General features: G+C 71.3%; 22 protein-coding genes. 3 read left to right on the top strand and 19 right to left on the bottom strand.

What is annotated here, in order from left to right; all coding sequences use genetic code 11:
- Positions 1-48: 48 nt before the first annotated feature.
- The 15 genes from katG to glmS form a co-directional block, all read right to left on the bottom strand.
- Positions 49-2,283 (bottom strand): catalase/peroxidase HPI, encoded by a 2,235-nt coding sequence (gene katG / locus ASD11_RS11155; protein WP_056287110.1) that lies wholly within the window; start codon positions 2,281-2,283, stop codon positions 49-51.
- A 37-nt stretch (positions 2,284-2,320) separates the two neighbouring features.
- A complete protein-coding gene (locus tag ASD11_RS11160) occupies positions 2,321-2,752 on the bottom strand; it encodes a Fur family transcriptional regulator (protein WP_056287114.1) in 432 nt (143 codons plus the stop codon).
- A gap of 151 nt (positions 2,753-2,903) precedes the next feature.
- Complete coding sequence (tsaD, locus tag ASD11_RS11165; RefSeq protein ID WP_056287119.1) at positions 2,904-3,950, bottom strand: tRNA (adenosine(37)-N6)-threonylcarbamoyltransferase complex transferase subunit TsaD; 1,047 nt, start codon at positions 3,948-3,950, stop codon at positions 2,904-2,906.
- A gap of 17 nt (positions 3,951-3,967) precedes the next feature.
- The gene (locus ASD11_RS11170; protein ID WP_056287122.1) at positions 3,968-4,270 is read right to left on the bottom strand and encodes a DUF427 domain-containing protein; all 303 of its coding nucleotides are present in this window, start codon (positions 4,268-4,270) and stop codon (positions 3,968-3,970) included.
- Positions 4,267-5,034 (bottom strand): lysophospholipid acyltransferase family protein, encoded by a 768-nt coding sequence (locus tag ASD11_RS11175; protein WP_056287127.1) that lies wholly within the window; start codon positions 5,032-5,034, stop codon positions 4,267-4,269. The genes ASD11_RS11170 and ASD11_RS11175 overlap by 4 nt, the downstream gene beginning before the upstream one ends.
- A gap of 65 nt (positions 5,035-5,099) precedes the next feature.
- Positions 5,100-5,501, bottom strand: coding sequence for a DUF5709 domain-containing protein (locus ASD11_RS11180; RefSeq protein ID WP_056287132.1), 402 nt, complete (start codon positions 5,499-5,501; stop codon positions 5,100-5,102).
- Positions 5,498-5,980, bottom strand: a complete 483-nt coding sequence (locus ASD11_RS11185) for a DedA family protein (protein WP_056287134.1) — start codon at positions 5,978-5,980, stop codon at positions 5,498-5,500. The genes ASD11_RS11180 and ASD11_RS11185 overlap by 4 nt, the downstream gene beginning before the upstream one ends.
- Positions 5,977-6,396, bottom strand: coding sequence for a GNAT family N-acetyltransferase (locus ASD11_RS11190; RefSeq protein WP_162246479.1), 420 nt, complete (start codon positions 6,394-6,396; stop codon positions 5,977-5,979). The genes ASD11_RS11185 and ASD11_RS11190 overlap by 4 nt, the downstream gene beginning before the upstream one ends.
- 23 nt (positions 6,397-6,419) lie before the next feature.
- Positions 6,420-7,046 (bottom strand): tRNA (adenosine(37)-N6)-threonylcarbamoyltransferase complex dimerization subunit type 1 TsaB, encoded by a 627-nt coding sequence (tsaB, locus tag ASD11_RS11195; protein ID WP_056287139.1) that lies wholly within the window; start codon positions 7,044-7,046, stop codon positions 6,420-6,422.
- Between the two features lie 102 nt (positions 7,047-7,148).
- On the bottom strand, positions 7,149-8,141 hold the full coding sequence (gene tsaE, locus ASD11_RS11200; RefSeq protein WP_056287143.1) for a tRNA (adenosine(37)-N6)-threonylcarbamoyltransferase complex ATPase subunit type 1 TsaE: 993 nt from the start codon (positions 8,139-8,141) through the stop codon (positions 7,149-7,151).
- A complete protein-coding gene (locus ASD11_RS11205) occupies positions 8,138-9,124 on the bottom strand; it encodes an alpha/beta fold hydrolase (RefSeq protein ID WP_056287146.1) in 987 nt (328 codons plus the stop codon). The genes tsaE and ASD11_RS11205 overlap by 4 nt, the downstream gene beginning before the upstream one ends.
- On the bottom strand, positions 9,121-10,242 hold the full coding sequence (alr, locus tag ASD11_RS11210) for an alanine racemase (RefSeq protein WP_056287149.1): 1,122 nt from the start codon (positions 10,240-10,242) through the stop codon (positions 9,121-9,123). Before alr ends, ASD11_RS11205 begins: the two co-directional genes overlap by 4 nt.
- Positions 10,239-11,651, bottom strand: a complete 1,413-nt coding sequence (locus ASD11_RS11215; protein ID WP_056287151.1) for a bifunctional ADP-dependent NAD(P)H-hydrate dehydratase/NAD(P)H-hydrate epimerase — start codon at positions 11,649-11,651, stop codon at positions 10,239-10,241. Before ASD11_RS11215 ends, alr begins: the two co-directional genes overlap by 4 nt.
- Position 11,652: 1 nt before the next feature.
- Positions 11,653-12,012 carry a holo-ACP synthase gene (locus tag ASD11_RS11220; protein WP_056288775.1) on the bottom strand — a complete coding sequence of 120 codons (360 nt, stop codon included), beginning with the start codon at positions 12,010-12,012 and terminating at the stop codon, positions 11,653-11,655.
- 2 nt (positions 12,013-12,014) lie between these two features.
- On the bottom strand, positions 12,015-13,859 hold the full coding sequence (glmS, locus tag ASD11_RS11225) for a glutamine--fructose-6-phosphate transaminase (isomerizing) (RefSeq protein WP_056287154.1): 1,845 nt from the start codon (positions 13,857-13,859) through the stop codon (positions 12,015-12,017).
- A gap of 47 nt (positions 13,860-13,906) precedes the next feature.
- Between glmS and coaA the strand changes: the two genes are divergently transcribed.
- Positions 13,907-14,857, top strand: coding sequence for a type I pantothenate kinase (gene coaA / locus ASD11_RS11230; RefSeq protein ID WP_056287157.1), 951 nt, complete (start codon positions 13,907-13,909; stop codon positions 14,855-14,857).
- 33 nt (positions 14,858-14,890) lie between these two features.
- Here the strand turns inward: coaA and ASD11_RS11235 are convergent, their stop codons facing one another.
- On the bottom strand, positions 14,891-15,556 hold the full coding sequence (locus tag ASD11_RS11235) for a hypothetical protein (RefSeq protein WP_156464688.1): 666 nt from the start codon (positions 15,554-15,556) through the stop codon (positions 14,891-14,893).
- Between the two features lie 295 nt (positions 15,557-15,851).
- Between ASD11_RS11235 and ASD11_RS11240 the strand changes: the two genes are divergently transcribed.
- Both ASD11_RS11240 and ASD11_RS11245 read left to right on the top strand, forming a co-directional pair.
- Entirely contained in the window at positions 15,852-18,071 is a 2,220-nt protein-coding gene (locus ASD11_RS11240; RefSeq protein ID WP_056287162.1) for a serine/threonine-protein kinase, read from the top strand.
- A 3-nt stretch (positions 18,072-18,074) separates the two neighbouring features.
- Positions 18,075-20,345, top strand: a complete 2,271-nt coding sequence (locus tag ASD11_RS11245; protein ID WP_056287165.1) for an ATP-binding cassette domain-containing protein — start codon at positions 18,075-18,077, stop codon at positions 20,343-20,345.
- A 55-nt stretch (positions 20,346-20,400) separates the two neighbouring features.
- On the opposite strand, the gene glmM is transcribed toward ASD11_RS11245, so the two are convergent.
- From glmM to rplM, 3 genes are read right to left on the bottom strand one after another with little or no spacing between them, the layout of a single operon-like run.
- Entirely contained in the window at positions 20,401-21,747 is a 1,347-nt protein-coding gene (gene glmM / locus ASD11_RS11250; RefSeq protein ID WP_056287167.1) for a phosphoglucosamine mutase, read from the bottom strand.
- A gap of 18 nt (positions 21,748-21,765) precedes the next feature.
- On the bottom strand, positions 21,766-22,281 hold the full coding sequence (gene rpsI / locus ASD11_RS11255) for a 30S ribosomal protein S9 (RefSeq protein WP_442854197.1): 516 nt from the start codon (positions 22,279-22,281) through the stop codon (positions 21,766-21,768).
- Between the two features lie 8 nt (positions 22,282-22,289).
- Positions 22,290-22,733, bottom strand: coding sequence for a 50S ribosomal protein L13 (gene rplM, locus ASD11_RS11260; protein WP_056287171.1), 444 nt, complete (start codon positions 22,731-22,733; stop codon positions 22,290-22,292).
- Positions 22,734-22,957 lie beyond the last annotated feature (224 nt).

The following is a 22,957-nucleotide window of genomic DNA, read 5'->3' on the forward strand; positions in this document are numbered from 1 at the left end:
ATCTCGCGAAGAGTTCCGACCGGACGGTCACACCGTGGCTGCGATCGGTCAGCGCAGGTCGTAGCGATCGAGCTCGGCGACCTTGACCCACGCCGCCACGAAGTCCTGGACGAACTTCTCGGCCGCGTCGTCGCTGGCGTAGACCTCGGCCAGCGCACGCAGCTCGGAGTTGGAGCCGAAGACCAGGTCGGCCCGCGAGCCGGTCCAGCGGACCTGGCCCGACGCGTCCTTGGACTGGAAGACCGTGGACGTGTCGTTGACGGCCGACCACTCCTGGCCCAGCTCGAGCAGGTTGACGAAGAAGTCGTTCGTCAGCTGGCCCGGGCGGTCGGTGAGGACGCCCAGGTCGGAGCGGTCGTAGTTGGCGCCGAGGACACGCAGACCGCCGACGAGGACCGTGAGCTCCGGCGCGGTGAGGTCCAGCAGGTTGCCGCGGTCGATCAGCAGGTACTCGGCCGGCAGGCGGTTGCCCTTGGCCTCGTAGTTGCGGAAGCCGTCGGCCCGGGGCTCGAGCCACGCGAAGGACTCGACGTCGGTCTGCTCCTGCGTGGCGTCGGTACGACCCCCACGGAACGGGACGGTGACGTCGTGACCGGCGGCCTGGGCCGCCTTCTCGACGCCGACGTTGCCGGCGATCACGATGAGGTCGGCGAGCGAGAGGTGCGCGCCACCCTTCGCGTTGAAGTCGGCCTGGACCTGCTCGAGCACGCCGAGGACCCGGGCGAGCTCGTCGGGGTTGTTGACCTCCCAGCTCGCCTGCGGCTGCAGACGGATGCGGGCGCCGTTGGCGCCGCCGCGCATGTCGCTGATGCGGAACGTCGAGGCCGAGGCCCAGGCCACGCTCACGAGGTCGCTGATGCTCAGGTCGGTGGCCGCGACCGCGTCCTTCACGGCGCTGACGTCGGCGTTGGTGAGCGGGGCACCCTCGGCAGCGGGGACGGGGTCCTGCCAGAGCAGCTCCTCGCTCGGGACCTCGGGGCCGAGGTACCGGACGATGGGACCCATGTCGCGGTGCGTGAGCTTGTACCAAGCACGCGCGAAGGCGTCGGCGAACTCCTCCGGGTTCTCCTTGAACCGGCGCGAGATGGGCTCGTAGATGGGGTCGAACCGCAGCGCGAGGTCGGAGGTGAGCATGCGCGGCTCGCGCGTGCCGTCGCCGAACGCCTCGGGCACGAGGCCGTCGCCGGCGTTGTTCTTGGGACGCCACTGGTGCGCGCCGGCCGGGGAGTCGAAGAGCTCCCAGTCGTAGGCGAACAGGATGTGGAAGAACTCGTTGTCCCAGCGCGTGGGGTGGTACGTCCAGGTGACCTCGAGGCCCGACGTGATGGCGTCGGCGCCCTTGCCGGTGCCGTGGGTGTTCTTCCAGCCCAGGCCCTGCTCCTCGATGGAGGCGCCCTCGGGCTCCGTGCCGACGAGGTCGGCCGGGCCGGCGCCGTGGGTCTTGCCGAACGTGTGGCCGCCGGCGATCAGCGCGACGGTCTCCTCGTCGTTCATGGCCATGCGGCCGAACGTGTCGCGGATGTCGCGCGCCGAGGCGAGCGGGTCGGGGTTGCCCTCGGGACCCTCGGGGTTCACGTAGATGAGACCCATCTGCACGGCCGACAGCGGGCCGTCGAGCTCACGGTCGCCGGAGTAGCGCTGCGCGCCGCCCTCCTCGCCGCCGAGCCACTCGGTCTCGGGGCCCCAGTAGACGTCCTCGTCGGCCTCCCAGACGTCGGGACGGCCGCCGGCGAAGCCGAAGGTCTCGAAGCCCATCGTCTCGAGGGCGACGTTGCCCGTGAGGATCATGAGGTCGGCCCAGGAGAGGTTCTGGCCGTACTTCTTCTTGACGGGCCACAGCAGGCGGCGGGCCTTGTCGAGGTTGCCGTTGTCGGGCCAGCTGTTGAGCGGGGCGAAGCGCTGCTGACCGGCGTTGGCTCCGCCGCGGCCGTCCTGCACGCGGTACGTGCCGGCGCTGTGCCAGGCCATGCGGATCATGAAGGGCGCGTAGGTGCCGAAGTCGGCGGGCCAGAAGTCCTGCGACGTCGTGAGGACGTCGGCGATGTCGGACTTGACCGCGGCCAGGTCGAGGGCCTCGAAGGCAGCCTTGTAGTCGAAGTCGGCCGCGAGCGGGTTCCGGGCCTCGGGGTTCTTGGCCAGGATCGAGAGGTTGAGCCGGTTGGGCCACCAGCCGGAGTTGGTGCTGCCGCTCTCGGCGGGGTACTTGGCCCCGTGGACGACCGGGCAACGCCCCTCGTTGCTGGGGTCGTTGAGGTCGCCGACCTCCGCATTGTGCTCAGCCATGTCTCTTCCTTCCGGTTCGTCGTCTTCGGGAGACGTTTCAGACGGTCTGGGCGGCCCGGCAGGCCGCACAGGTTCCGCGGTAGATGACCTCGGCCTCGTCGATGACGAAGCCGTGGTGGTCCGAGGGGGTCAGGCACGGCGCGTGCCCGACGCTGCAGTCCACGTCCTCGATGGCGCCGCACGAGCGGCACACGAGGTGGTGGTGGTTGTCGCCCACGCGCGACTCGTAGCGCGCGACGTGACCGGGGAGCTGGATCCGTCGGATCAGCCCGGCGTCGGACAGCACGCGCAGCGAGTCGTAGACGGCCTGGTGCGACACGGCGGGGACCTCGACGCGTGCTGCGTCGATGAGGACCTCGGTGTCGGCGTGGGGGTGGGCGTGGACCGCGCCCAGCACCGCGACGCGCGGCGTGGTGACACGCAGGCCCGCCTCCCTCAGGAGGTCGGGGAACGCAGTCGCGACGGGCACACTGACACCATGCCCTCTTTTCCTGAACAATTCAAGAAAAGCAGATGGCGTGTCGACGACGGTTTACCACGTTAAGTCGGTAAGCCGACCCATACCTACGGAAGCTTCCGTAGGTATGGGTCTGTTTGCCAACCCCCCGTGGTAAACCGACTCAGGCGGCGACGACCTGCGTGACGGGCATGCTCGAGTCGACGGGGAGGTCGAGCGACGACGGGGCGACGCCTCGCCGCACCACCTCGGCACCCAGGGCGGCGACCATGGCGCCGTTGTCGGTGCAGAGCCCCGGACGCGGGACCCGCACCTCGATGCCGGCCGCCGAGGCCCGCTCCTCGATGAGGGCGCGCAGGCGACCGTTGGCCGCCACTCCCCCGCCCACGACGAGCGTGTCGATGCCCTCGGCGCGGCACGCCTTGACGGTCTTGGAGGTCAGCACGTCGACGACGGCGTCCTGGAACGAGGCCGCGACGTCGGCGACGTCGATCGAGCGCCCGGCGGCCTGCTCCCGCTGCACGTGCCGAGCGACGGCGCTCTTGAGACCGGAGAAGGAGAAGTCGTAGCGATGCTTCTCCAGGTCGCGACCCTTGGTCAGGCCACGCGGGAAGGCGATGGCCCTGCCGTCGCCGTCCTGTGCCGCGCGGTCGATGTGCGGGCCACCGGGGTACGGGAGGCCTAGCAGACGAGCGACCTTGTCGAAGGCCTCGCCCGCGGCGTCGTCGATCGTGCTGCCGAGCATCTGCACGCCATCGGCGAGGTCGTCGACGAGGAGGATCTCGGTGTGCCCGCCGCTGACGAGGAGCGCACCCACGCGCCGGTCGAGCCGACCGTGCTCCAGCTGGTCGACCGCGACGTGCGAGACGAGGTGGTTGAGCCCGTACAACGGCTTGTCGTGGGCGAGCGCGAGCGCCTTGGCGGCAGCCACACCCACGAGCAGGGCGCCGGTGAGTCCGGGCCCGCACGTGACGGCGATGGCGTCGACGTCCTGGATGCGCACGCCCGACTCGGCGTAGGCCTGCTCCAGCGTGGGCACCATGGCCTCGAGGTGGGCGCGGCTGGCGACCTCGGGGACCACGCCGCCGAACCGCACGTGCTCGTCGACGCTGGAGGCGACCGCGTGGGCCAGCAGCTCCGTGCCGCGCACGATGCCGACACCGGTCTCGTCGCAGGACGACTCGATGCCGAGGACGAGGGGTTCAGTCACGACCCCATCCTCGCCGGTTACTCGCTGACCGTGACGCGGGGGTCGAACGCGACGTAGCCGCTGTAGTCGGTGCCGACGCGCTCGAACGACGACGGGATGGGCTCGGGGTACGACCAGCCGCCGTCCTCCAGGACGTCGTCGCCGGACCCGACGGTCCAGTACTGGGCGTCGCCCTTCCACGGGCAGTGGTACGCCGTGGGGCTGGGCGCGAACTGACCCTCGGCGAGGCTGGCCGGCGGGAAGTACCAGTTCCCCTCGATGCGGACGAGCTCGTCCTGGGGTGCCTCGGCGAGGACGGTGTCCTGGTAGATGGCCTTCATGCTGCTCCTCCTTCTCGGGCGGCGCGTCGGGCGGCCTTGGCGGCCTTCTCCTCCGCGTCGAGTCGGTCGGCCTCCTCGGGAGTGGGAGCGGTGCCCCCGTAGCGGGCCGGAGCCCACCACTGCCCCTCCGGGCTGACCGGGTACTCGGTGATGGCCTTGTCGAGCAGGGCGCTCATGGCCTTCTTGAGCTCCAGCGTCTCGGCGACGGGGTCCTCGCCCGTGACCTGGAGCGGCTTGCCGACGTGGAGCGCGATCGTCTTGCCGCGACCCCAGATGTCGGACTCGTGGTCCTTGGTCTTCAGCAGCTGCGTGCCCCACGTGACCATGGGGATGAGCGGGACGCCCGCCTCCGCGGCCATGCGCACGGCACCCGTCTTGAGCTCCTTGATCTCGAAGGAGCGGCTGATCGTGGCCTCGGGGAAGATGCCCACCACCTCGCCGGAGCGCGCGTACTCCACGGCCCGGTGGTACGACGCCTCGCCGTTGTCACGGTCCACCTCGATGTGGTGGAACGAGCGCATGAGCGGGCCGCCGACGGCGTGGTCGAAGGCTTCCTTCTTGGCCATGAACCGCACGAGCCGCTTGCTGGGCTGCGTGGCCAGGCCGTCGAAGACGAAGTCGACGTAACCGATGTGGTTGGCGGCCAGGATGGCTCCGCCCTCGCGCGGGATGTTCTCCGTCCCGGACATCTGGAACTTCATGCCCAGCGCCCGGAAGAGCGTCTTGGCCGTGACGATGATGGTCGGGTACGTGTAGTCGCGCATGTCGGCAGCGTAGTGGACGGGTGTGCACTGGAGTGGGGAACGAGTCCCCGCCGGAGCACCGACCGCTACTCGTCCTCGATGACGTGGATGGCGGCCTCCTCGGCGCTGGCGCCTGCACCGTCGATGCCGACGTCGTCGCCCACGAGGTCCTTCTCGGTGTCCTCGCCCAGGCCCTGGTCGGGATCCACCAGACGACCGGCGCGCTCACCACCGACCTCGTCGTCGAGGTCGCCCACGTTGCCCTCGAGCTCCTCGTCGGCGTACGGGTCGACGTCGGGCTCCTCCTGGGCGACGCGCTGCTCGAGGGTCTCGCCCTCGCGCTCCTCGTCGATCGTGGTCCCGAAGCCCTCGCCCGGTCCGTAGTTCTCGGCCGGCGAGTAGCCCTCGTCGAGGACGTCGTCGACGCCGCGGTCGACGAGCGTGTCCTGGGGCTGCTTCTGGTCGCTCTCGATGGGGTGATCCGTCATGGCTCCAGCGTGTCACGCCGACGCCGACTCGCAACCACGGCGACGACCAGCACCACGGCCACGGTCAGGACGAGCAGCACGACGGCCTCGGTGTGGTCGGCCCCCGCACTCGTGGCGGCCGCGACGACGCCGGCACCGAGGGACGTCCAGATCGTGGCCCAGATGGCGGCGCCGGGCACCAGACCCATCGCGTAGCGGACCCAGCCCATCCGCGCCAGGCCCGCGGCGAGGTTGACGACCGTCTGCGCGCCGACCGTGAGGAAGCTCAGCGTGACCACGGGAGGGCCCCACTGCTCGACCCGCTCCATCGCGCGCCGGACGCGGGGCGCGGACGCCCGCCCCTCGGCGTCGCGCCTGCGCAGGGCGCCTGCGGCGATGGCCCGACCGATCCCCCACGTGGCGCCGGCCCGCAGCAGCACGATGACGAACAGCGTCAGCCAGGCCCACGCCCAGGGCCAGGACCGGATCTCCTCGATCATCGTTCGTCCTCCGCGACGAGCGACCTCTCCAGCACGAGGGCGTCGGAGCCGTCGCGGTAGTAGCGCTTCCTGCGGCTGATGGCCCCGTATCCCGCCGCGCGGTAGAGGCCGATCGCCGCCTCGTTGTCCGCGGCCACCTCCAGCAGGACGCGCTCTGCACCCGCGGCCGCTGCCCGATCGTGCGCGGCGTCGAGCAGCGCGGCCGCGCGGCCTCCGCGTCGGGCGCGTGGGAGGACCGCCACACGCAGGAGGTCCGCGACGTCTGCCACGACGCTCACGTCGACGTAGCCCACGACCTCGCCGTCCAGCTCGCTCACGAGCAGCACGCGTCCCGCGCGCAGCTCGTCCTCGACGAGCGTCCTGCTCCAGGCCTCGGAACCGAAGCACACTGCCTCGATGCCGGTCACGGCGTCCACGTCACGGCCCTCGGCCGGGCGGTTCATGCGCGCTTGACGGCGCCGGGCTCGACCGCGTCGGGGCGGCGCAGGTACAGCGGCTCGAGCGGCAGCTCCTCCACCGTGCCGGCCACGACCGCGCGGGCCAGGTCGGCGGCCTCCGCGTCCAGCGGGCCACCCCCGTCGACCAGGAGGTCGGGGTACAGCGCTGCGCCGCGTCCCACGACGGGGAGACCCGGGTGACGTTCGGCGAGCGTGGCGGGCCGGTCGACGTGGGGACCGTCGACGCGGCGTGCATCGACGTACCGGGCCCAGTAGACCTCCTTGCGCCGGGCGTCGATGGCCACCAGCACCTCGCCCGTCGTGCCGACGGCCAGCGCGTCGAGCGAGCACACGCCGTGCGTCGTGAGCCCGAGGGTCTGGGCGAGCGTGAGTGCCGTGACCACGCCGACCCGCAGTCCCGTGTACGGGCCCGGGCCCACCCCGACGGCGACGTCGGTGAGGTCTGCGGCGGTCACACCGGCCTCGGCAAGGACGTCGCGGATGGCCGGGGCCAGGAGCTCGCCGTGCGCCATGGTGCCCACACCGCTCGCGGTGGCCACGACGTCGTGGCCGTCGTGGAGCGCGACGCTGACCGCGGGACCGGCGGTGTCGAGGGCGAGCAGGAGCACGCCCCGAGCCTAGGACACCCTCCCCCACGCCGAGATTTGCGGCCCCATCCACCGTTCTCGTGCCCCATTCGGTGGATGGAGCCGCGAATCTCGGGGTCGGGGTCAGCCGAGGAGGGTGGAGCGGAGCGGGACGCCGACCCAGCGGGGGCCGTTGGGCTTGATGGTGACGACGCGGGGCTCGACGTCGTCGATCTCCTCGGCACCAGGGACCTCGCCGGCGTGCGGGGTGCCGAGGGGGTCGATGGGGCGGGGACCGCGGACCTCGATGGTGACGGAGAGCCAGCTGTCGTTCAGCTGCTCGGCGATGCCGGCGCCCCACTCGACGACCGTGACCGCCTCGTCGGCCGTGGTGTCGAGGTCGAGGTCGTCGACCTCCTCGGCACCGCCCAGCCGGTAGGCGTCGACGTGGACGAGCGGCGGGCCCCCGACGAGCGAGGGATGCGTCCGGGCCAGCACGAACGTGGGAGACGTGATGGGGCCGCGGACACCCAGGGCGTCGCCGAGGCCCTGGGTGAAGGTGGTCTTGCCGGCGCCCAGGTCGCCGGAGAGGACGAGCAGGTCGCCGGCGCGCACGAGCGAGGCGACGCGGTCGGCCAGGTGGTGCATGGCCTCCGGCGTGGGCACCTCGCGCGCGAGCCAGAGCGTCTTGCCGAACTCGATGAGCGGTCCGTCCTGGCGCAGGGGGTGGTACTTGCGGCGAGCCCAGAAGCGCACCGTCTCGGGCAGCTCCTCGCGCACGTGCAGCCAGATGCCGTCCTTGCCGCGCTCCTCGGCGGTGTCCTCGGCGACGCCCACCATGGCCGACGCGACGCCGCGGGCCTGAATGTCGGGGTCCACCGCCACCCGGCGCAGGCCGAGGGAACCGGGCCGCGACTCGTCGAACAGCAGGGCGCCCATGGGCTCGCCGCGTCGCTCCACCAGGAGCCCCCCGGGTCCGGCGAGGACCGCGGCGATGGACTCCTCGGTCTCCTCCAGCGCCGTGGACGGCGGGTCGAGCTGCTGGCGGGCACCGAACGAGCGTCGGATGACGTCGAGGACGGCGGGCGCGTGCTCGGGCCCGGCGTCGATGACGTCGAGGGCGCGGATCCGACTCATGCAGCCCTCTCCAGGAGGCCCTGCAGCGCCTCGGTGACCCGGCCGGGCTGCTCGAGCATGACCATGTGGCCCGCTCCCTCGACCGCCACGAGCGTGGCGCCCGGGATGGTCTCGGCGAGCCGGCGGCTGTGCTTGAACGGGGTCAGCATGTCCTTGGTCCCGCAGAGCACCACGGTGGGCACCTGTCCCAGGTCGACGAGTCCGGCGGTCGTGTCGAGCGTGACGAAGTTGGGGTAGAAGTCGAGGAGCACCTGGGTGCGCGCCTGCCGGATCATGAGGTCGGTCATGTCGACGGCGGCGTCGCTCGCTCCGGGGCCGACGGCCCAGCGCTTCATGAGCGTGCGGCTGTTGAAGCCGCGACCCCAGTCGAGGACCGGGCTGGCCACCCGCAGGAGCGGGGCGAGCTTCGCGAGCGCCGGCGCCTCGTGGATGAGCCTGCCCGAGCTGGTGCCGATGAGCATGGTGGCCACGACGCGGGTGCCGAAGAGCTTGGGCTCGCGCCCGGCGAGCTCCATGAGGGTCATGCCGCCCATGGAGTGGCCCACGAGCACCACCGGCCCGTCGGGCACGTGCGCGTCGAGCACCGCAGCGAGGTCCTGCGCCAGGTCGTCCAGGCCGGAGGAGTCGGCGTGCGAGCGACCCGACGCGCCGTGGGAGCGCTGGTCGTAGAAGACCATCCGGTAGCGACCCCGCAGCGCGAGCCGCTGGAAGTGCCAGGTGTCGAGGGTGCAGGTCCAGCCGTGGGCGAAGACGATCGTGGGAGCATCGGCCGGCGCATCGGGCGCCTCGTCGACCTCGACGTTGATTGACGTCCCGTCGTGGGCCACCACGGTCTGTGCGGGGCTGTGCACCGTGCCGAACGCCGTGGCGTCGGCCAGTTCGTCGCGCCGGGCCGACGTGCGCCTCACGTCGACGACCTTGGCGGTGACACCTGCAGCCACGAACGCTCCGGCGGTGACGCCGAGTGCCGTGAGTCGGTTCATCGTTCTCCTCGATAGGTGCGGACGATGCGACCACCGAGCCGCGTGACGACCTCGTACGCGATCGTACCGGCGGCCTCGGCCCAGTCCTGGGCGGTGGGCTCGCCGTCGTCGCCCGGGCCGAAGAGCGTGACGACGTCGCCCCGCGCGACGGGGAGGTCGCCCACGTCGGCGACGAGCTGGTCCATGCAGATCCGCCCCGCCACCGGCACCTGGGCGCCGGCCACGCCGACCCGCGCCCGCCCCGAGGCGGTGCGCAGCACGCCCTCGGCATAGCCGAGCGGCACGTCGACGAGGGTGGTCTCGCGGTCCGTGACGTAGGTGTGGCCGTACGAGACGCCGCGGCCGGCCGGGACACGCTTGACGGAGACTGCGCGCCCGCGCAGCGTCATGACGGGCTGCAGCGCGACGCCGTGCTGCAGCCCGGCGTCGGGACTGATCCCGTACGAGGCGATCCCGACCCGCACGAGGTCGAGGTGGGACGAGGGACGCACGAGCGTGGCCGCGGAGTTGGCCAGGTGCCGGAGCCTCGGCGCGATCCCGGCCGCCTCGAGCTGCTCGACGGACTCGGTGAAGACCCGCTCCTGCTCGTCGTTGGCGGGGTGGTCCGGCTCGTCGGCGCACGCGAAGTGCGACCACACGCCCGTGACCTCGAGCCGCCCCGCGGACTGGGCTTGCACGGCGGCCTCGACGAGGAGGTCCCACTGGGGGCCGAAGGCGCCGTTGCGGAGCAGCCCGGTGTCGACCTTGAGCTGGACCTTGGGCCGACGCGTGCTGCCGGAAAGAATCTCGGCGAGCTGCTCGGCGGACGATGCCGTGACCTCGACGTCGGCCTCGGCGAGCGACGTGAAGTCGGCGCCGGGCGCAGCGAGCCAGCACAGCACGGGCCCGGTGTCGCCGGCCTCGCGCAGGGCGAGCGCCTCCGCCCCGGTGGCCACGCCCAGCCAGTCGGCACCCGCCTCGCGAGCGGCCCGGGCCACGGGCGCGAGACCGTGGCCGTAGGCGTCGGCCTTGACCACGGGCATCTGGAGAGCGCCGGGCGCCGCGGCACGCAGTGCCTCGAGGTTGGACCGGTAGGTGTCGAGGTCGATGACGGCCTCGGCCTGCGGTTCGCGGCTCATGCGCCGTCTCCCCGCAGGAAGGCCGCGACGACGGACGGCAGGCGCCGGGCGACGTCGGACGCGGTGAACGGCCCGCCGGGGTTGGCCAGCTGCCCGGCACGACCGTGCAGGAGCGCGGCCACCGAGCCAGCGTCCAACGGGTCGAGCCCAGCAGCGACCAGGGCGCCGGCGAACCCGGCGAGGACGTCGCCCGAGCCTGCTGTGCCGAGCCACGGGGTGGACACGAGGTTGACCCGTGCCGGGGCACCGGTCCGGACCACGAGGGTTCGCTCGCCCTTGAGGAGCACCGTCGCGCCCGACTGCTCGGCCGCGCGCGTGGCGTGGGCGAGCGGCTCGGCCTCCACGTCGTCGCGCTCGACGCCGAGCATGCGGGCCAGCTCACCCGCGTGCGGCGTCAGGAGGGCCGGCACCTCGAAGCGGTCGGGCAGGTGCTGCAGCGCGTCGGCGTCGACGACGAGCGGGACTCCCTGCTCGAGCGCCCAGGCGAGACGTTCGCCGGCCTGGCTGCCGCCGCCCGGGCCGACGACCCAGGCCTGCACGCGCCCGGCCTCGTCGTAGGACGAGGCCACCACCTCGGGTGCTCGGTCGACCACCCGGTGCCGGAGGGACTCCTCGCCGACGAATCGGACCATCCCCGCGGGTCCGGCCTGGGCGCCGGCCACACAGAGGTGCGCCGCGCCCGCGTACTCGTCGGAGCCGGCTGCGACCCCCACGACGCCGCGCGTGTACTTGTGGCTCACGGCGTCGGTGAACAGGTGCCGGGCGAGGACGTGACCGTCGGTCTCCTCGAGCGCCTCGACGGCCGGAGCGCCGAGGTACGGGCCGAGCCCGATGTCCACCAGGACCGGTGTCCCTCCCCCAACCGCTGCCGCGGGGTCCACGAGCCCCGCCACCTTGTGCGTGCCGAACGTGACCGTGCGACGGGCCCGGACGTGCGGCTCGCCGGTGGTGGCCTCGTCGACTCCCACGCCCGACGGCACGTCGACCGAGGTGACGTCGGCGCCCTGGAGCTGACGGACGACCTCGACGGCCTGCTCACGCAGACCGGGCCGACCCCCGATGCCGACGATCGCGTCGAGCACGAAGCGGTGCCCGCCGGCACGGTCGACCACCTGGGCCCCGGCCGTCAGCGCGGCCCGCAGCCCTGCGGCATGGACCTTCTCGGGCTCGAGCAGCAGGAGGTCGACGCGCACGCCGCGGTCCAGCAGATGCGCCGCGGCGAAGAGGGCGTCTCCACCGTTGGACCCCGAGCCCACCAGCACGAGGAGCACCTCGCCCGCCGGGACGTGGTGCATCGCCTCGGCCAGGCCACGGGCGGCCCGGGCCATCAGCTCGCCGTCGTCGTCGAGGGTCCCGAGCAGCGCCTGCTCGGCGGCGCGCACGTCGTCGGCGCGGTGGGCGCGCAGCACGTCAGGACTCCGCGACGACGAACGCGGTGGCGACGCTGGTGTCGTGCGAGAGCGAGAGGTGGACGGCCGTGATGCCCAGCTCCTGGACCCGGGAGGCCGCCGCGCCGTGGAGCTCCAGCGAGGGTGCTCCCGCCGCGTCCTGCACGACCTCGATGTCCTGCCAGGACAGTCCGGCGGGCGAGCGGAGCGCCTTCACGAAGGCCTCCTTGGCGCCGAACCGAGCCGCGAGCGACTCCGTGGTGTGCCCCGCGGCCAGCTCCTCGGGCCGGAACAGCCGGCTGCGCAGGCCAGGCGTGCGCTCGAGCGACTTCTCGAACCGTGCCAGGTCGACGACGTCGACGCCCACTCCCCAGATGGCCACGGTCACTCCACGGTGACGGACTTGGCGAGGTTGCGCGGCTGGTCGACGTCGTGGCCCATGATCTGCGCGAGCTCGCACGCGAAGATCTGCAACGGCACCGTGGCGACCAGCGGCTGAAGGAGCGTGGGCACCTTGGGCAGCCGGATCACCTCGTCGGCGTACGGGACGACCGAGTCGTCGCCGTCCTCCACCAGCACGATGGTGCGGGCGCCGCGGGCGCGGACCTCCTGGATGTTGGAGACGACCTTCTCGTGCAGTTGGTCGCGCCCTCGCGGCGGGACGACCACGAAGACCGGTGTCCCGTCCTCCACGAGCGCGATGGGGCCGTGCTTCAGCTCTCCGGCAGCGAACCCCTCGGCGTGGACGTAGGCCAGCTCCTTGAGCTTGAGCGCGCCCTCCAGGGCCACGGGGTAGCCGACGTGCCGGCCGAGGAAGAGGAACGACCGTGAGGACTCGAGGTCGGCGGCCAGCTTCCGCACCTGTCCCGCGTCGTCGATGAGGCGTTGGATCCCGGCGGGGACTTCCTCCAGCTCGGCGATGATCGAGCTGATCTCGTCGCCGTACTTGGCCCCGGTGACCTGAGCCAGGTACAGGCCGAGCAGGTAGCACGCGACCACCTGGGACAGGAACCCCTTGGTGGAGGCGACGGCGATCTCGGGCCCCGCGTGCGTGTAGATGACGGCGTCGGACTCACGCGGGATGGTGGAGCCGTTGGTGTTGCAGATGCTCAGGACCCGTGCGCGCTGCTGGCGTGCGTACCTGATGGCCATGAGGGTGTCCATGGTCTCGCCGGACTGGCTGATGGAGACCACGAGCGTGGAGCGGTCGATGATGGGGTCGCGGTAGCGGAACTCGCTGGCCACCTCGACCTCGCACGGGATGCGCGTCCAGTGCTCGATGGCGTACTTGGCCACGAGGCCCGCGTACATGGCGGTACCGCACGCGATGACGATGATCTTGTCGATGTCACGGAGCTCGTCGTCGGAGAGACGCATCTCGTCGAGCACGAGCCGTCCGTCGGGGTCACGACGACCCAGGAGCGTGTCGGCGACGGCCTGGGGCTGCTCGGCGATCTCCTTGAGCATGAACCACTCGTGACCACCTTTCTCGGCCGCCGAGACGTCCCAGTCGACGTGGTAGTCGCGGTGCTCGGCGGGCTCGCCGTCGAAGGTGACGACGTCTATCCCGTCGGCCGTGATGGTGACGACCTGGTCCTGGCCCAGCTCCACCGCGTCGCGCGTGTAGTCGATGAACGCCGCGACGTCGGAGCCCAGGAAGTTCTCACCGTCGCCGCGCCCCACGACGAGCGGGGAGTTGCGGCGCGCGCCCACGACGACGTCGGGCTGCTCGGCATCGGTGATCACGAGGGTGAAGGCGCCCTCGAGCCGGGCGCAGACCGCGCGCACGGCGTCGGTCAGGTTCGGGGTGACGTCGAGCTGGTCGCGGACGAGGTGCGCCACGATCTCGCTGTCGGTCTCGGAGACCATCTCGCGTCCCGAGCTCTCCAGCTCGGCCCGGAGCTCGGCGAAGTTCTCGATGATGCCGTTGTGGACGATGGCCACCCGCTCCGAGGAGTCCAGGTGGGGGTGGGCGTTGACGTCGGTGGGGCCGCCGTGGGTGGCCCAGCGCGTGTGCCCGATCCCGGTGGTGGACGCGGGCATGCTTCGCTCCTTGAGCGCGCCCTCGAGGTTGGAGAGCTTGCCCGCCTTCTTGGCCCACGTGATGTGGTCGCCGTCGACCAGCGCGACGCCGCCCGAGTCGTAGCCGCGGTACTCAAGCCGCTTCAGACCCCCCATGACGACGTCGAGTGCCTGGCGATGACCCACGTACCCGACGATTCCGCACATGCTGTCCAGGGTACCGAGTGCATGGCACGGAAGGTGGTACGGGAACAATGGCGCGCATGAGTCGGGAGCGGTCTCCGTACGTGGAGATGGATCGCGCGGCGTGGGCGGCCCTGGCGGGCGACGCGCCGCTGCCCTTGTCGGCGCAGGAGATCGACCAGGTCAAGGGCCTCGGAGACCAGCTCGACCTCGAGGAGGTGCGCCAGGTCTACCTGCCGCTCACCGAGCTGATCGCCCTGCGCCTGCGGGCCGCCACGGGCCTCTACCGCGCCACCGAGAAGTTCCTCGGCAACCCGCAGCCCCAGCGCACGCCCTTCGTGATCGGCATCGCCGGCTCGGTGGCGGTGGGCAAGTCCACGACGGCCCGCATCGTGCGCGACCTCCTCGCCCACGGACCCGGCCACCCGAGCGTCTCGCTCGTGACCACCGACGGGTTCCTGCTCCCCAACTCAGAGCTCGAGCGTCGCGGCATCCTGCAGCGCAAGGGCTTCCCGGAGTCCTACGACCGCAAGGCCCTGCTGCGGTTCGTCATCGACGTGAAGTCAGGCGTCGACCGCGTCGAGGCGCCGGTGTACTCGCACCTCACCTACGACCGCACCGACGACGTCGTGGCCGTCGAGCACCCCGACATCGTCATCATCGAGGGCCTCAACGTGCTGGCCCCCGCCAAGGATCGCGGCGACGGCAGCCCCGGCGCGGCCGTGAGCGACTACTTCGACTTCGGCATCTACGTCGACGCCTCGAGCCGCGACATCCGACGCTGGTACGTCGACCGGTTCCTCGCCCTGCGGAAGACGGCGTTCACCGACCCCGCCTCGTACTTCCACCGCTACAGCTCCCTCACCGACGACGAGGCCGTGGCGCGCGCGAGCGAGCTGTGGGACACGATCAACTGGCCCAACCTGCGCGAGAACGTGCAGACCACGCGTGGACGGGCCGACCTCATCCTGCGCAAGGACGCCGACCACTCCGTCAAGTGGGTGCGCTTCCGCAAGATGTGACCGGCCCGCCACGGGCTCCGACCAGACTTCCGGTCAGAGCGGGGTGAAGGTGCAGGACGTGGTGGCGTACGTGTAGCCGTTCGACGTCTTGGCCGCCGCGCCGTTGCGCTCCGCCGCGATGGCGAAGGCCTTGTAGCTGAAGACGGAGCTGCCGGCCGGGATGGTCACCGCGACGTTGCCGCGACCGTCCTGGTACCCGACGATCGAGCCGACGTTGGTCTGGAACGTGACCTTGCGTCCCGGGCGGGCCGGTGTGAACGAGGCGACCGCGGTCCGGTCGGTCGCGAAGAACGTGCACTGCGAGTCCGGCGTCACGAGGAGCTTGCCCGTCTGGGCGACGATCGTGACGGTCCGCACGGTGCCCGTGATCGTGGCGTGCGACGGGTACTTGGGAGCGAGGAACCGCAGCGCCTTGGTGCCCTGGAGCCGGAACGCGAACTGGAAGGTCCCGTCCGACGCGCTCGTGGTGCTCTTGAGCGTCTTCCAGGTGGTCCCGCTCCGGTACTGGAGCTTCACGGTGCGCTCGACCGGTGTCGTGAGCGTCCCGCGGGCGTTGTTGAGCTCGTTCTTCATGGCCTTGGTGTACGTGAGGGTGAGGTGGGTGGAGCCGGCGGCCTGGGCGGCCGGTGCCACGAGGAGTGTGGTGCTGAGTCCTGCGACGGCGAGGGCCGTGACGAGCAGGATCCGGGGTGACTTCATGAGGAGCTCCGTCTCGGGAGGGGGATCCTTCGCACGGTAGGACACCATCTGCTCGCAGCAGCCGGGATCACAGTGATTACGACCCTTCCCTACCCTCAGGCCCTCGGCCCTTCACTCGTCAATCTTTTCGACACGTGGCTGCCGCCCGGTCGTCACGAACGCTGCCGCACCCTGCGTGTGACGTGATGCTGTCGGTGTTTTCGACAAGTGGCTGCCGCCTCGTCGTCACGGACGCTACATTTCGACCCATCTGCGCCCGGTCGAGCGGGCACACCGAAGCGAAGTGGGGCATGCCGTGGTCGACCTGGGGATCCCGGGCCTGGAGGACGCCGAGCTCATCGGCCGTGGCGGTTTCGGCCAGGTCTACAAGGCCCGACAGCCCGCCCTCAACCGCACCGTGGCCGTCAAGGTCCTGCGCGTCGCCGAGGTCACCGACGAAGAGCTCAGACTCTTCGAACGCGAGTGCGCCGCCGTCGGAAGCCTCGACTGGTGCCCCGACATCGTCTCCGTCTTCGCCGCCGGCACCACCCCCGACGGCGACCCCTACATGGTCATGGAGTTCGCCCCCGGCGGGACCCTGCGCGACCGCATGCGCTCCACCGGACACATCGACGAGACCCAGGCACGCGACGTCGCCCTCCACATCGGCACCGCCCTCGCCCACGCCCACGACGCCGGACTCCTGCACCGCGACGTCAAGCCAGCCAACATCCTCTACTCCCGCAACGGCAACCCCATCCTCGCCGACTTCGGCATCGCCAAGGTCACCGCACGCACCGGCGCCACCTCCACCGCAGCCATGTCCGGCACGATCGCCTACCTGGCTCCGGAGGTGCTGCTCGACTCCCAGGCCTCGCCCGCCTCGGACATCTTCTCCCTCGGCGCGACGCTCCTCGAGGCCCTGACCGGCGCCACGCCGTTCCGCTCCAGCTCGTCCGACACCGCAGCCACCATCATGCGGCGCGCGTTCTCGCACGAGGACGTCGATCTCACTGGCGTCCCGGTGAGCACCGACCTTGCCGCGATCCTCGGCCGTTGCCTCGCGGTGGATCCGGCCCGCCGCTACTCGAGCGCCCACGAGCTCCTGCACGACCTGGCCACCGGGGCCGGCACCGTGCCGACACCGGACGAGCCCACCGTCATCCGAACCCCCCGCCCCTCGGCGGCGCCGGTCGATCTGCCGGACGACTCGACCCAGATCAGGCGTCGCCCGGCGGCCGGCGCTCCTCCGCTCCCTCCGGGCTCCGCGCCCCTCGAGGAGGCCGCCACCTCCGAGGCCCGGAGGCGCAGCACGGTCCTCGCCGTTGCTGCGACGAGCCTCGTGCTCGCCGCCACCCTGGTCGCGGGCGTCGTGTGGGCCGTCAGCCGCTCCGGTTCCGACGACCAGCAGCCGGTCGCTGCCGACGCCAAGAAGTCCGGCGCAGCGAAGCCCTCGGCGTCGGTCAACCCCGAGGCCGCACCGCAGGCACCCACCTTCGGCCGGCGTCCTGCCGGCCTCCCCTCCACGGTGTCGATCGCGTCAGCGCCCCCGGAGGAGCACGTCCAGGGCATCGTCGTCGACCGTGAGAACAAGTTCATCTACTGGTCCTTCAAGGACTGGCTCTACAAGACCAACTTCTCCGGCGACGTCGTCGCCAGCGTGACGGGACTCGGCGGCCACCTCGGCGACCTGACCTTGGACGCCGAGAGCGGGAAGATCTACGGATCGCTCACCCGCAAGGACATCAACGGCTTCTTCCTGGCCGTCATCGACGGCAAGGACCTGACGGGCCTCGGACAGCGGGCCGACGAGACCGACGGCGTCTCCATGGTCTACATGCCCGACGTCACGAACGACTACCTCGAGGACGTCAACGGCGACGGGACGTTCGACGGCGACGTCGCGGAGACGCCCGACCACCGCTACGGGACGAGTGGCATCGACGGCATCGCCCTCGGACCGGCCCTCGACGGCTCCGACGAGGAGATGGTGACCGTCGCCTACGGCATCTTCGAGAACGAGGCCCGCTCCGACAACGACTACCAGGTGCTGCTCCAGTTCACGCCCGCGACGCTGGCCGAGTACGCCCAGCCCGTGAGCAGCTCGCCGGCCTCGGACGGTCCGGAGAGCCCCGCGGGCAAGTACTTCGTCTACACCGGCAACACCCGGTACGGCGTGCAGAACCTCGCGTTCGACCCGTGGCTGGACCGGTACCTCCTGGCCGTCTACGAGGGCCCCAAGCCGTCGTTCCCCAACTACACGTTGTTCAGCATCCCGGCGCGCACGCCGGCCACCACGCAGAAGCTCCGTGGCCTGGGCGGCGAGACCGGCTCCGTCGTGAAGCTGGCGCCGGACGGTCTGCGCGACGGTGGCACCGGCGTCCGCGGCTGGCGCTTCGACGCCGCCCTGGGGCTCGAGTCGCTCGGCGGTGGCTACTTCTACACGGCCACGGGTGAGACGGCCGAGGGCGCGGCGACGCTCACGCTCCGCCGCTGGGCCTTCGACGCGCAGGACCCCTTCACCGGCAAGCGCTGACCCATGACCGACCCCAGGGCCGTCCGCATCACGGTCGATGGCGCCGTCGTCCTGGAGGTGACGCCCGGCCAGGAGGTCGTGATCGGCCGCGACCCCGCCGGCCACGTGGTGGTCCCTGACCACCTCGTGTCGCGCCGGCACGCGCGAGTCGTCCACGAGGGGGTGTGGGTGCTCGAGGACCTCGGCAGCGCCAACGGCACCTGGATCCATGGGCAGGAGATCCAGCGCGTCAGTCTCGTCGACGCCCACGACGTCCTGCTCGGCGACCCGGCCGACGCCCCGCTCATCCGTCTCGACCTCGTGGACCCGCTGGCGAGCCACACCCTGGACCGGCGGACCCTGGTCCCGGCCGACGAGTCCTTCCGGGCGCCGTCGTCAGCGCTGCCGGGCACGACCAGCGGGACGGTGACGATCGGTCGGCACGTCTCGAACGACCTGAGTCTCGAGGACCCGATGGTCTCGACCCGGCACGCCCGCGTCGAGACCCGGCACGGGGAACGCTGGATCATCGACCTGGGCAGCACCAACCAGACGATCGTCAACGGCTCGGCCGTCGCGCAGCAGCGGATCGTCGACGGCGACAAGGTCCTCATCGGGAACACGCACTTCCGGGTGCAGCGCGGCGGGCTCGTGCCCGAGTCAGCCGGCGGCCTCGTGGTGCGCGACGCCGTGCTCGCCATCCGCTCCGGCCGACGCATCGTCGACCAGGTCTCCTTCGCCGTCGAGGAGCCGTCGGTCGTGGCCGTCATCGGCCCCTCCGGCGCAGGCAAGTCCAGCCTGCTCCGACTCCTGACCGGGCAGGTGCGCCCCACCTCGGGCTCGGTCGACTTCCGCGAGGCCAGCATGGCGAGCCAGCGCCAGGCGTTCCGCGGCGACATCGGCGTCGTTCCCCAGCACACGATCGCCCACGGCAAGCTCACCGCACGCCAGGCCCTCGACTACACCGCGCGGCTGCGGTTCGCCGACGACGTCACCGTGACGGGACGCCACGCCCGGGTCGACGAGGTGCTGGACCAGCTCGGGCTCACGCAGCACGCAGAGACGCCCGTGGACCGGCTCTCCGGTGGGCAGCAACGCCGCGTCGCCATCGCCATGGAGCTCCTCACCGAGCCAACCATGCTGATCCTCGACGAGCCCACCTCCGGCCTCGATCCCTCGCTGGTCCTGCAGATCATGCAGCTCCTGCGCCAGTTCGCCGACGACGGCAAGCAGGTCCTCGTCGTGACGCACGACCTCGACCACCTCGACCTCGTCGACGAGGTGATCGTCCTGCGCGCCGGTGGCACCGTCGCGTTCCGCGGCCCGCCGTCCGAGGTGTTCGGACACTTCGGCCGCGCGTCGTGGGCCGAGGTCTTCACCGACCTCGCGGTCCCGACGCCGGCGACCCCCGGCCGGGACCGGATCGACCGACCGGCGTCCACGGCGTCGTTCGACGTGCCCGCTCCGCCGCTCGACGCGGGCCAGATCACCCGTCGTGCACTCACCGTCGCCAGTCGTCACGTCCGGCTCATCCTGGCCGACAAGCCTCTGGTCGCCCTGACGCTCGGCATGCCCGTGCTGCTCGCGGTCCTGGCGCTGGCCGTCCCGGGCTCGCACGGCCTCGCGCCGCTGGGCACCGAGCCCGACCCGAATCCCGGACGCTTGCTCGCCATCCTCACGATCGGAGCGGCCTTCCTCGGCCTGGCCGGCTCCATCCGTGAGCTCGTCGGGGAGCGTGCCATCTTCCTGCACGAGCGGGACGCCGGCCTTCCCCCGTTGTCGTACCTGATCGCCAAGACCGCGGTGCTGGCCGCCGTCGTCGTGGTCCAGTCGATCCTGCTCGTCGCGGTCGTGCTCCTGTTCAAGAAGGACCCGTCGGACAGCATCTTCTTCATGCCGGCGGCCGCGGAGATCCTCGTCGCGGTCTCGGCCACGTCGGTGTGCTGCATGCTCCTGGGGCTCGCTGTCTCCGCCCGGCTCGGCAACCCGGAGCAGTCCACGCCGCCGCTCGTGCTGCTGGTGATGGCGCAGCTCGTCCTGTGCGGCGGCCTCTTCCCCATCGCCGGACGACTGGGGCTCGAGCAGCTGGCCTGGCTGGCCCCGGGACGGTGGGGATACGCAGCAGCGGCGGCGACGACGGACCTGAACCGGGCCCTGCCGCCTGAGCAGCACGACGCGTTGTGGAACCACGAGGTCGGCATCTGGATCGCCTGCCTCGTGATGCTGGTGATCTTGTCCACGGTCCTGTGGCTCATCAGCTTCACGGGCGTCCGCCGCCGCGCCGCCTTCTCCTGACGCCGCCTCGCACCGTCCGGGCCCCGCAGAACGACCGACGTGAGTGGGGGCTGAGTCAGAGTGCGAGCGAGGTGCGGACGACGCCGGCCAGCTGGTCGGCGACCTCGGCGGCCCGCTCCAGGGTGGCGGCCTCCACCATGACCCGCACGAGCGGCTCGGTGCCCGACTGACGCAGCAGCACCCGCCCCTCGACTCCGAGATGCGCCTCGGCGTCCTTCACCGCGGCCAGCAGGACGGGGTCGGTGTCGGCGCGGGACTTGTCGACGTCGGGCACGTTCACGAGCACCTGCGGCATGCGGGTGACGACCGACGCGAGCCGCGCCAACGTCTGACCCGTGGCTGCCATGCGCGCCGCCACGTGCGCGGCCGTGAGCACGCCGTCGCCGGTGGTGGCGAAGTCGTTCATGATGACGTGACCGGACTGCTCCCCACCGAGGGAGAATCCGCCACGGCGCATCGCCTCCAGCACGTAGCGGTCGCCGACCGCCGTCTGCATCACCGTGAGGCCCTCGGCCTCGAGCGCGCGAAGGAAGCCCAGGTTGCTCATGACGGTGGCGACGACGGTGTCGTCGACGAGTCGCCCGGCGTCGCGGAAGGCGAGGGCCAGCATCGCGAGGATCTGGTCTCCGTCTACCACCTGCCCCGTGGCGTCGACGGCCAGGCAGCGGTCGGCGTCGCCGTCGAAGGCGAAGCCGGCGTCGGCCCGGTGCTCCACGACGGCACGCTGGAGATCGCCGAGGTGGGTGGAGCCGCAGTCGGCGTTGATGTTGATGCCGTCGGGCTCGGCGTGGATCGTGACCACCTGCGCGCCCAGCTGACGGAACACCTCGGGACCCACCTCGTAGGCGGCCCCGTTGGCGCAGTCGAGCACGATCGTCAGGCCGTCCAGGCGGACGGGAACCGTGCTCACGAGGTGCTTGACATACACCTCGACGCCCACGTGACTGTCGCCGATGCGACCGACCGCACCCCCGACGGGACGGTCCCAGGGCTCCTCGAGCCGGTCCTCGATGGCTTCCTCGATCGCGTCGTCGAGCTTGAGCCCGCCGCGCGAGAGGAACTTGATGCCGTTGTCGGGCATCGCGTTGTGGCTGGCCGAGATCATGACGCCCAGGTCGGCCTTGAGCTCGGCCGTCAGGAACGCAGCGCCCGGCGTGGGCACCACGCCCAGGCGATGCACGTCGACGCCGGCCGAGGCCAGGCCGGCCACGACCGCGGCCTCGAGGAACTCGCCCGAGGCCCGCGGGTCGCGCGCCACGACCGCCGTGGGTCGCTGGTCGGCGAACACGCCGACCTCGCCCAGCACGTGGGCCGCTGCCACGGCGAGGTCGAGCGCGAGCTCGGCCGTGAGATCACGGTTGGCGAGCCCACGGACCCCGTCGGTGCCGAAGATCCGCCCCACGACGTCAGCAGCTGCTGATCAGCGCTTGCTGTACTGAGGAGCCTTGCGGGCCTTCTTGAGACCGGCCTTCTTGCGCTCCTTGATGCGCGAGTCGCGCGTGAGGAGTCCGGCCTTCTTCAGGACGGGGCGGTTGGTCTCCTCGTCGATCGCGTTGAGCGAGCGGGCCACACCGAGGCGCAGCGCGCCGGCCTGGCCGGTCATGCCGCCACCGGTGACGCGGGCGACGACGTCGAAGCGGTCCGTCAGGCCGAGGGCCTCGAGGCCCTCCTTGGCGATCTGCTGGTGCAGCTTGTTGGGGAGGTACTCCTCCAGCGGCTTGCCGTTGACGACCCACTGGCCGGTCCCGGGGACGATGCGCACGCGGGCGATCGCCTCCTTGCGGCGGCCGGTGGCCGCACCGGGAGCGATCGTCGCGGGCGCCAGGGGCGCGTCAGCGGACGGGCTGCTCTCGGAGGTGTAGGCCACGCCCTCGGCGTTGGTCTCGAAGTCGGCGTTCTCGGTGGTGTCGGCCACGGTGCTGCTCTTCTCTGGAATCTGGTTGGTCACTGGGAGATCTGCGTGATCTCGAAAGGCTGGGGGTTCTGCGCGGCGTGCGGGTGCTCGGGGCCCGAGTAGACCTTGAGCTTCTTGATGAGGGCGTCGCCCAGACGGTTCTTGGGAAGCATGCCGCGGACCGACTTCTCGATGGCCTTGCGGGCGTCCTTGTCGAGCAGGTCGCCGTACGCGATGGACTTGAGTCCGCCCGGGTAGCCGCTGTGACGGTAGGCCAGCTTGTCGGTGCGCTTGTTGCCCGAGAGGGCGACCTTCTCCGCGTTGACGATGACGACGAAGTCGCCGCCGTCGACGTGCGGGGCGAAGGTGGCCTTGTGCTTGCCACGCAGGAGCGTCGCAGCCTGGACCGACAGGCGTCCGAGGACGACGTCTTCGGCGTCGATGACGTGCCACTGACGCGTGATGTCGGCGGGCTTGGGGCTGTACGTGGGCACGGCAGACCTTCTCGTGTTTCGGAACTGTGGCTTGGGGCAGTCGGGTCCGCGTGAAGACGCAGGACACAACGACGTTCAAGAGTAACGGGCGGGAAGGTGTCGGGTCAAAACGGGGCTGCTGCGCTTCTGCTGCACCGCCGCTGTGACGGCCCCCACTGAGCATGTCCTCACTACCGGGGATAGGTTGAACATGAGGTCCGCACACCATCGCGGGCCTCAGAAAT

This window comes from Aeromicrobium sp. Root495, from assembly GCF_001426755.1.
Taxonomy (GTDB): domain Bacteria; phylum Actinomycetota; class Actinomycetes; order Propionibacteriales; family Nocardioidaceae; genus Aeromicrobium.

Coding starts and splice junctions, on each gene's coding strand:
- ASD11_RS11185 (WP_056287134.1), bottom strand. CDS start 5,980: ATGATCGAGGAGATCCGGTCCTGGCCCTGGGCGTGGGCCTGGCTGACG.
- ASD11_RS11180 (WP_056287132.1), bottom strand. CDS start 5,501: ATGACGGATCACCCCATCGAGAGCGACCAGAAGCAGCCCCAGGACACG.
- tsaE (WP_056287143.1), bottom strand. CDS start 8,141: ATGAGTCGGATCCGCGCCCTCGACGTCATCGACGCCGGGCCCGAGCAC.
- alr (WP_056287149.1), bottom strand. CDS start 10,242: ATGAGCCGCGAACCGCAGGCCGAGGCCGTCATCGACCTCGACACCTAC.
- ASD11_RS11245 (WP_056287165.1), top strand. CDS start 18,075: ATGACCGACCCCAGGGCCGTCCGCATCACGGTCGATGGCGCCGTCGTC.
- ASD11_RS11235 (WP_156464688.1), bottom strand. CDS start 15,556: ATGAAGTCACCCCGGATCCTGCTCGTCACGGCCCTCGCCGTCGCAGGA.
- coaA (WP_056287157.1), top strand. CDS start 13,907: ATGGCGCGCATGAGTCGGGAGCGGTCTCCGTACGTGGAGATGGATCGC.
- ASD11_RS11170 (WP_056287122.1), bottom strand. CDS start 4,270: ATGAAGGCCATCTACCAGGACACCGTCCTCGCCGAGGCACCCCAGGAC.
- katG (WP_056287110.1), bottom strand. CDS start 2,283: ATGGCTGAGCACAATGCGGAGGTCGGCGACCTCAACGACCCCAGCAAC.
- ASD11_RS11205 (WP_056287146.1), bottom strand. CDS start 9,124: ATGAACCGACTCACGGCACTCGGCGTCACCGCCGGAGCGTTCGTGGCT.
- glmS (WP_056287154.1), bottom strand. CDS start 13,859: ATGTGCGGAATCGTCGGGTACGTGGGTCATCGCCAGGCACTCGACGTC.
- ASD11_RS11175 (WP_056287127.1), bottom strand. CDS start 5,034: ATGCGCGACTACACGTACCCGACCATCATCGTCACGGCCAAGACGCTC.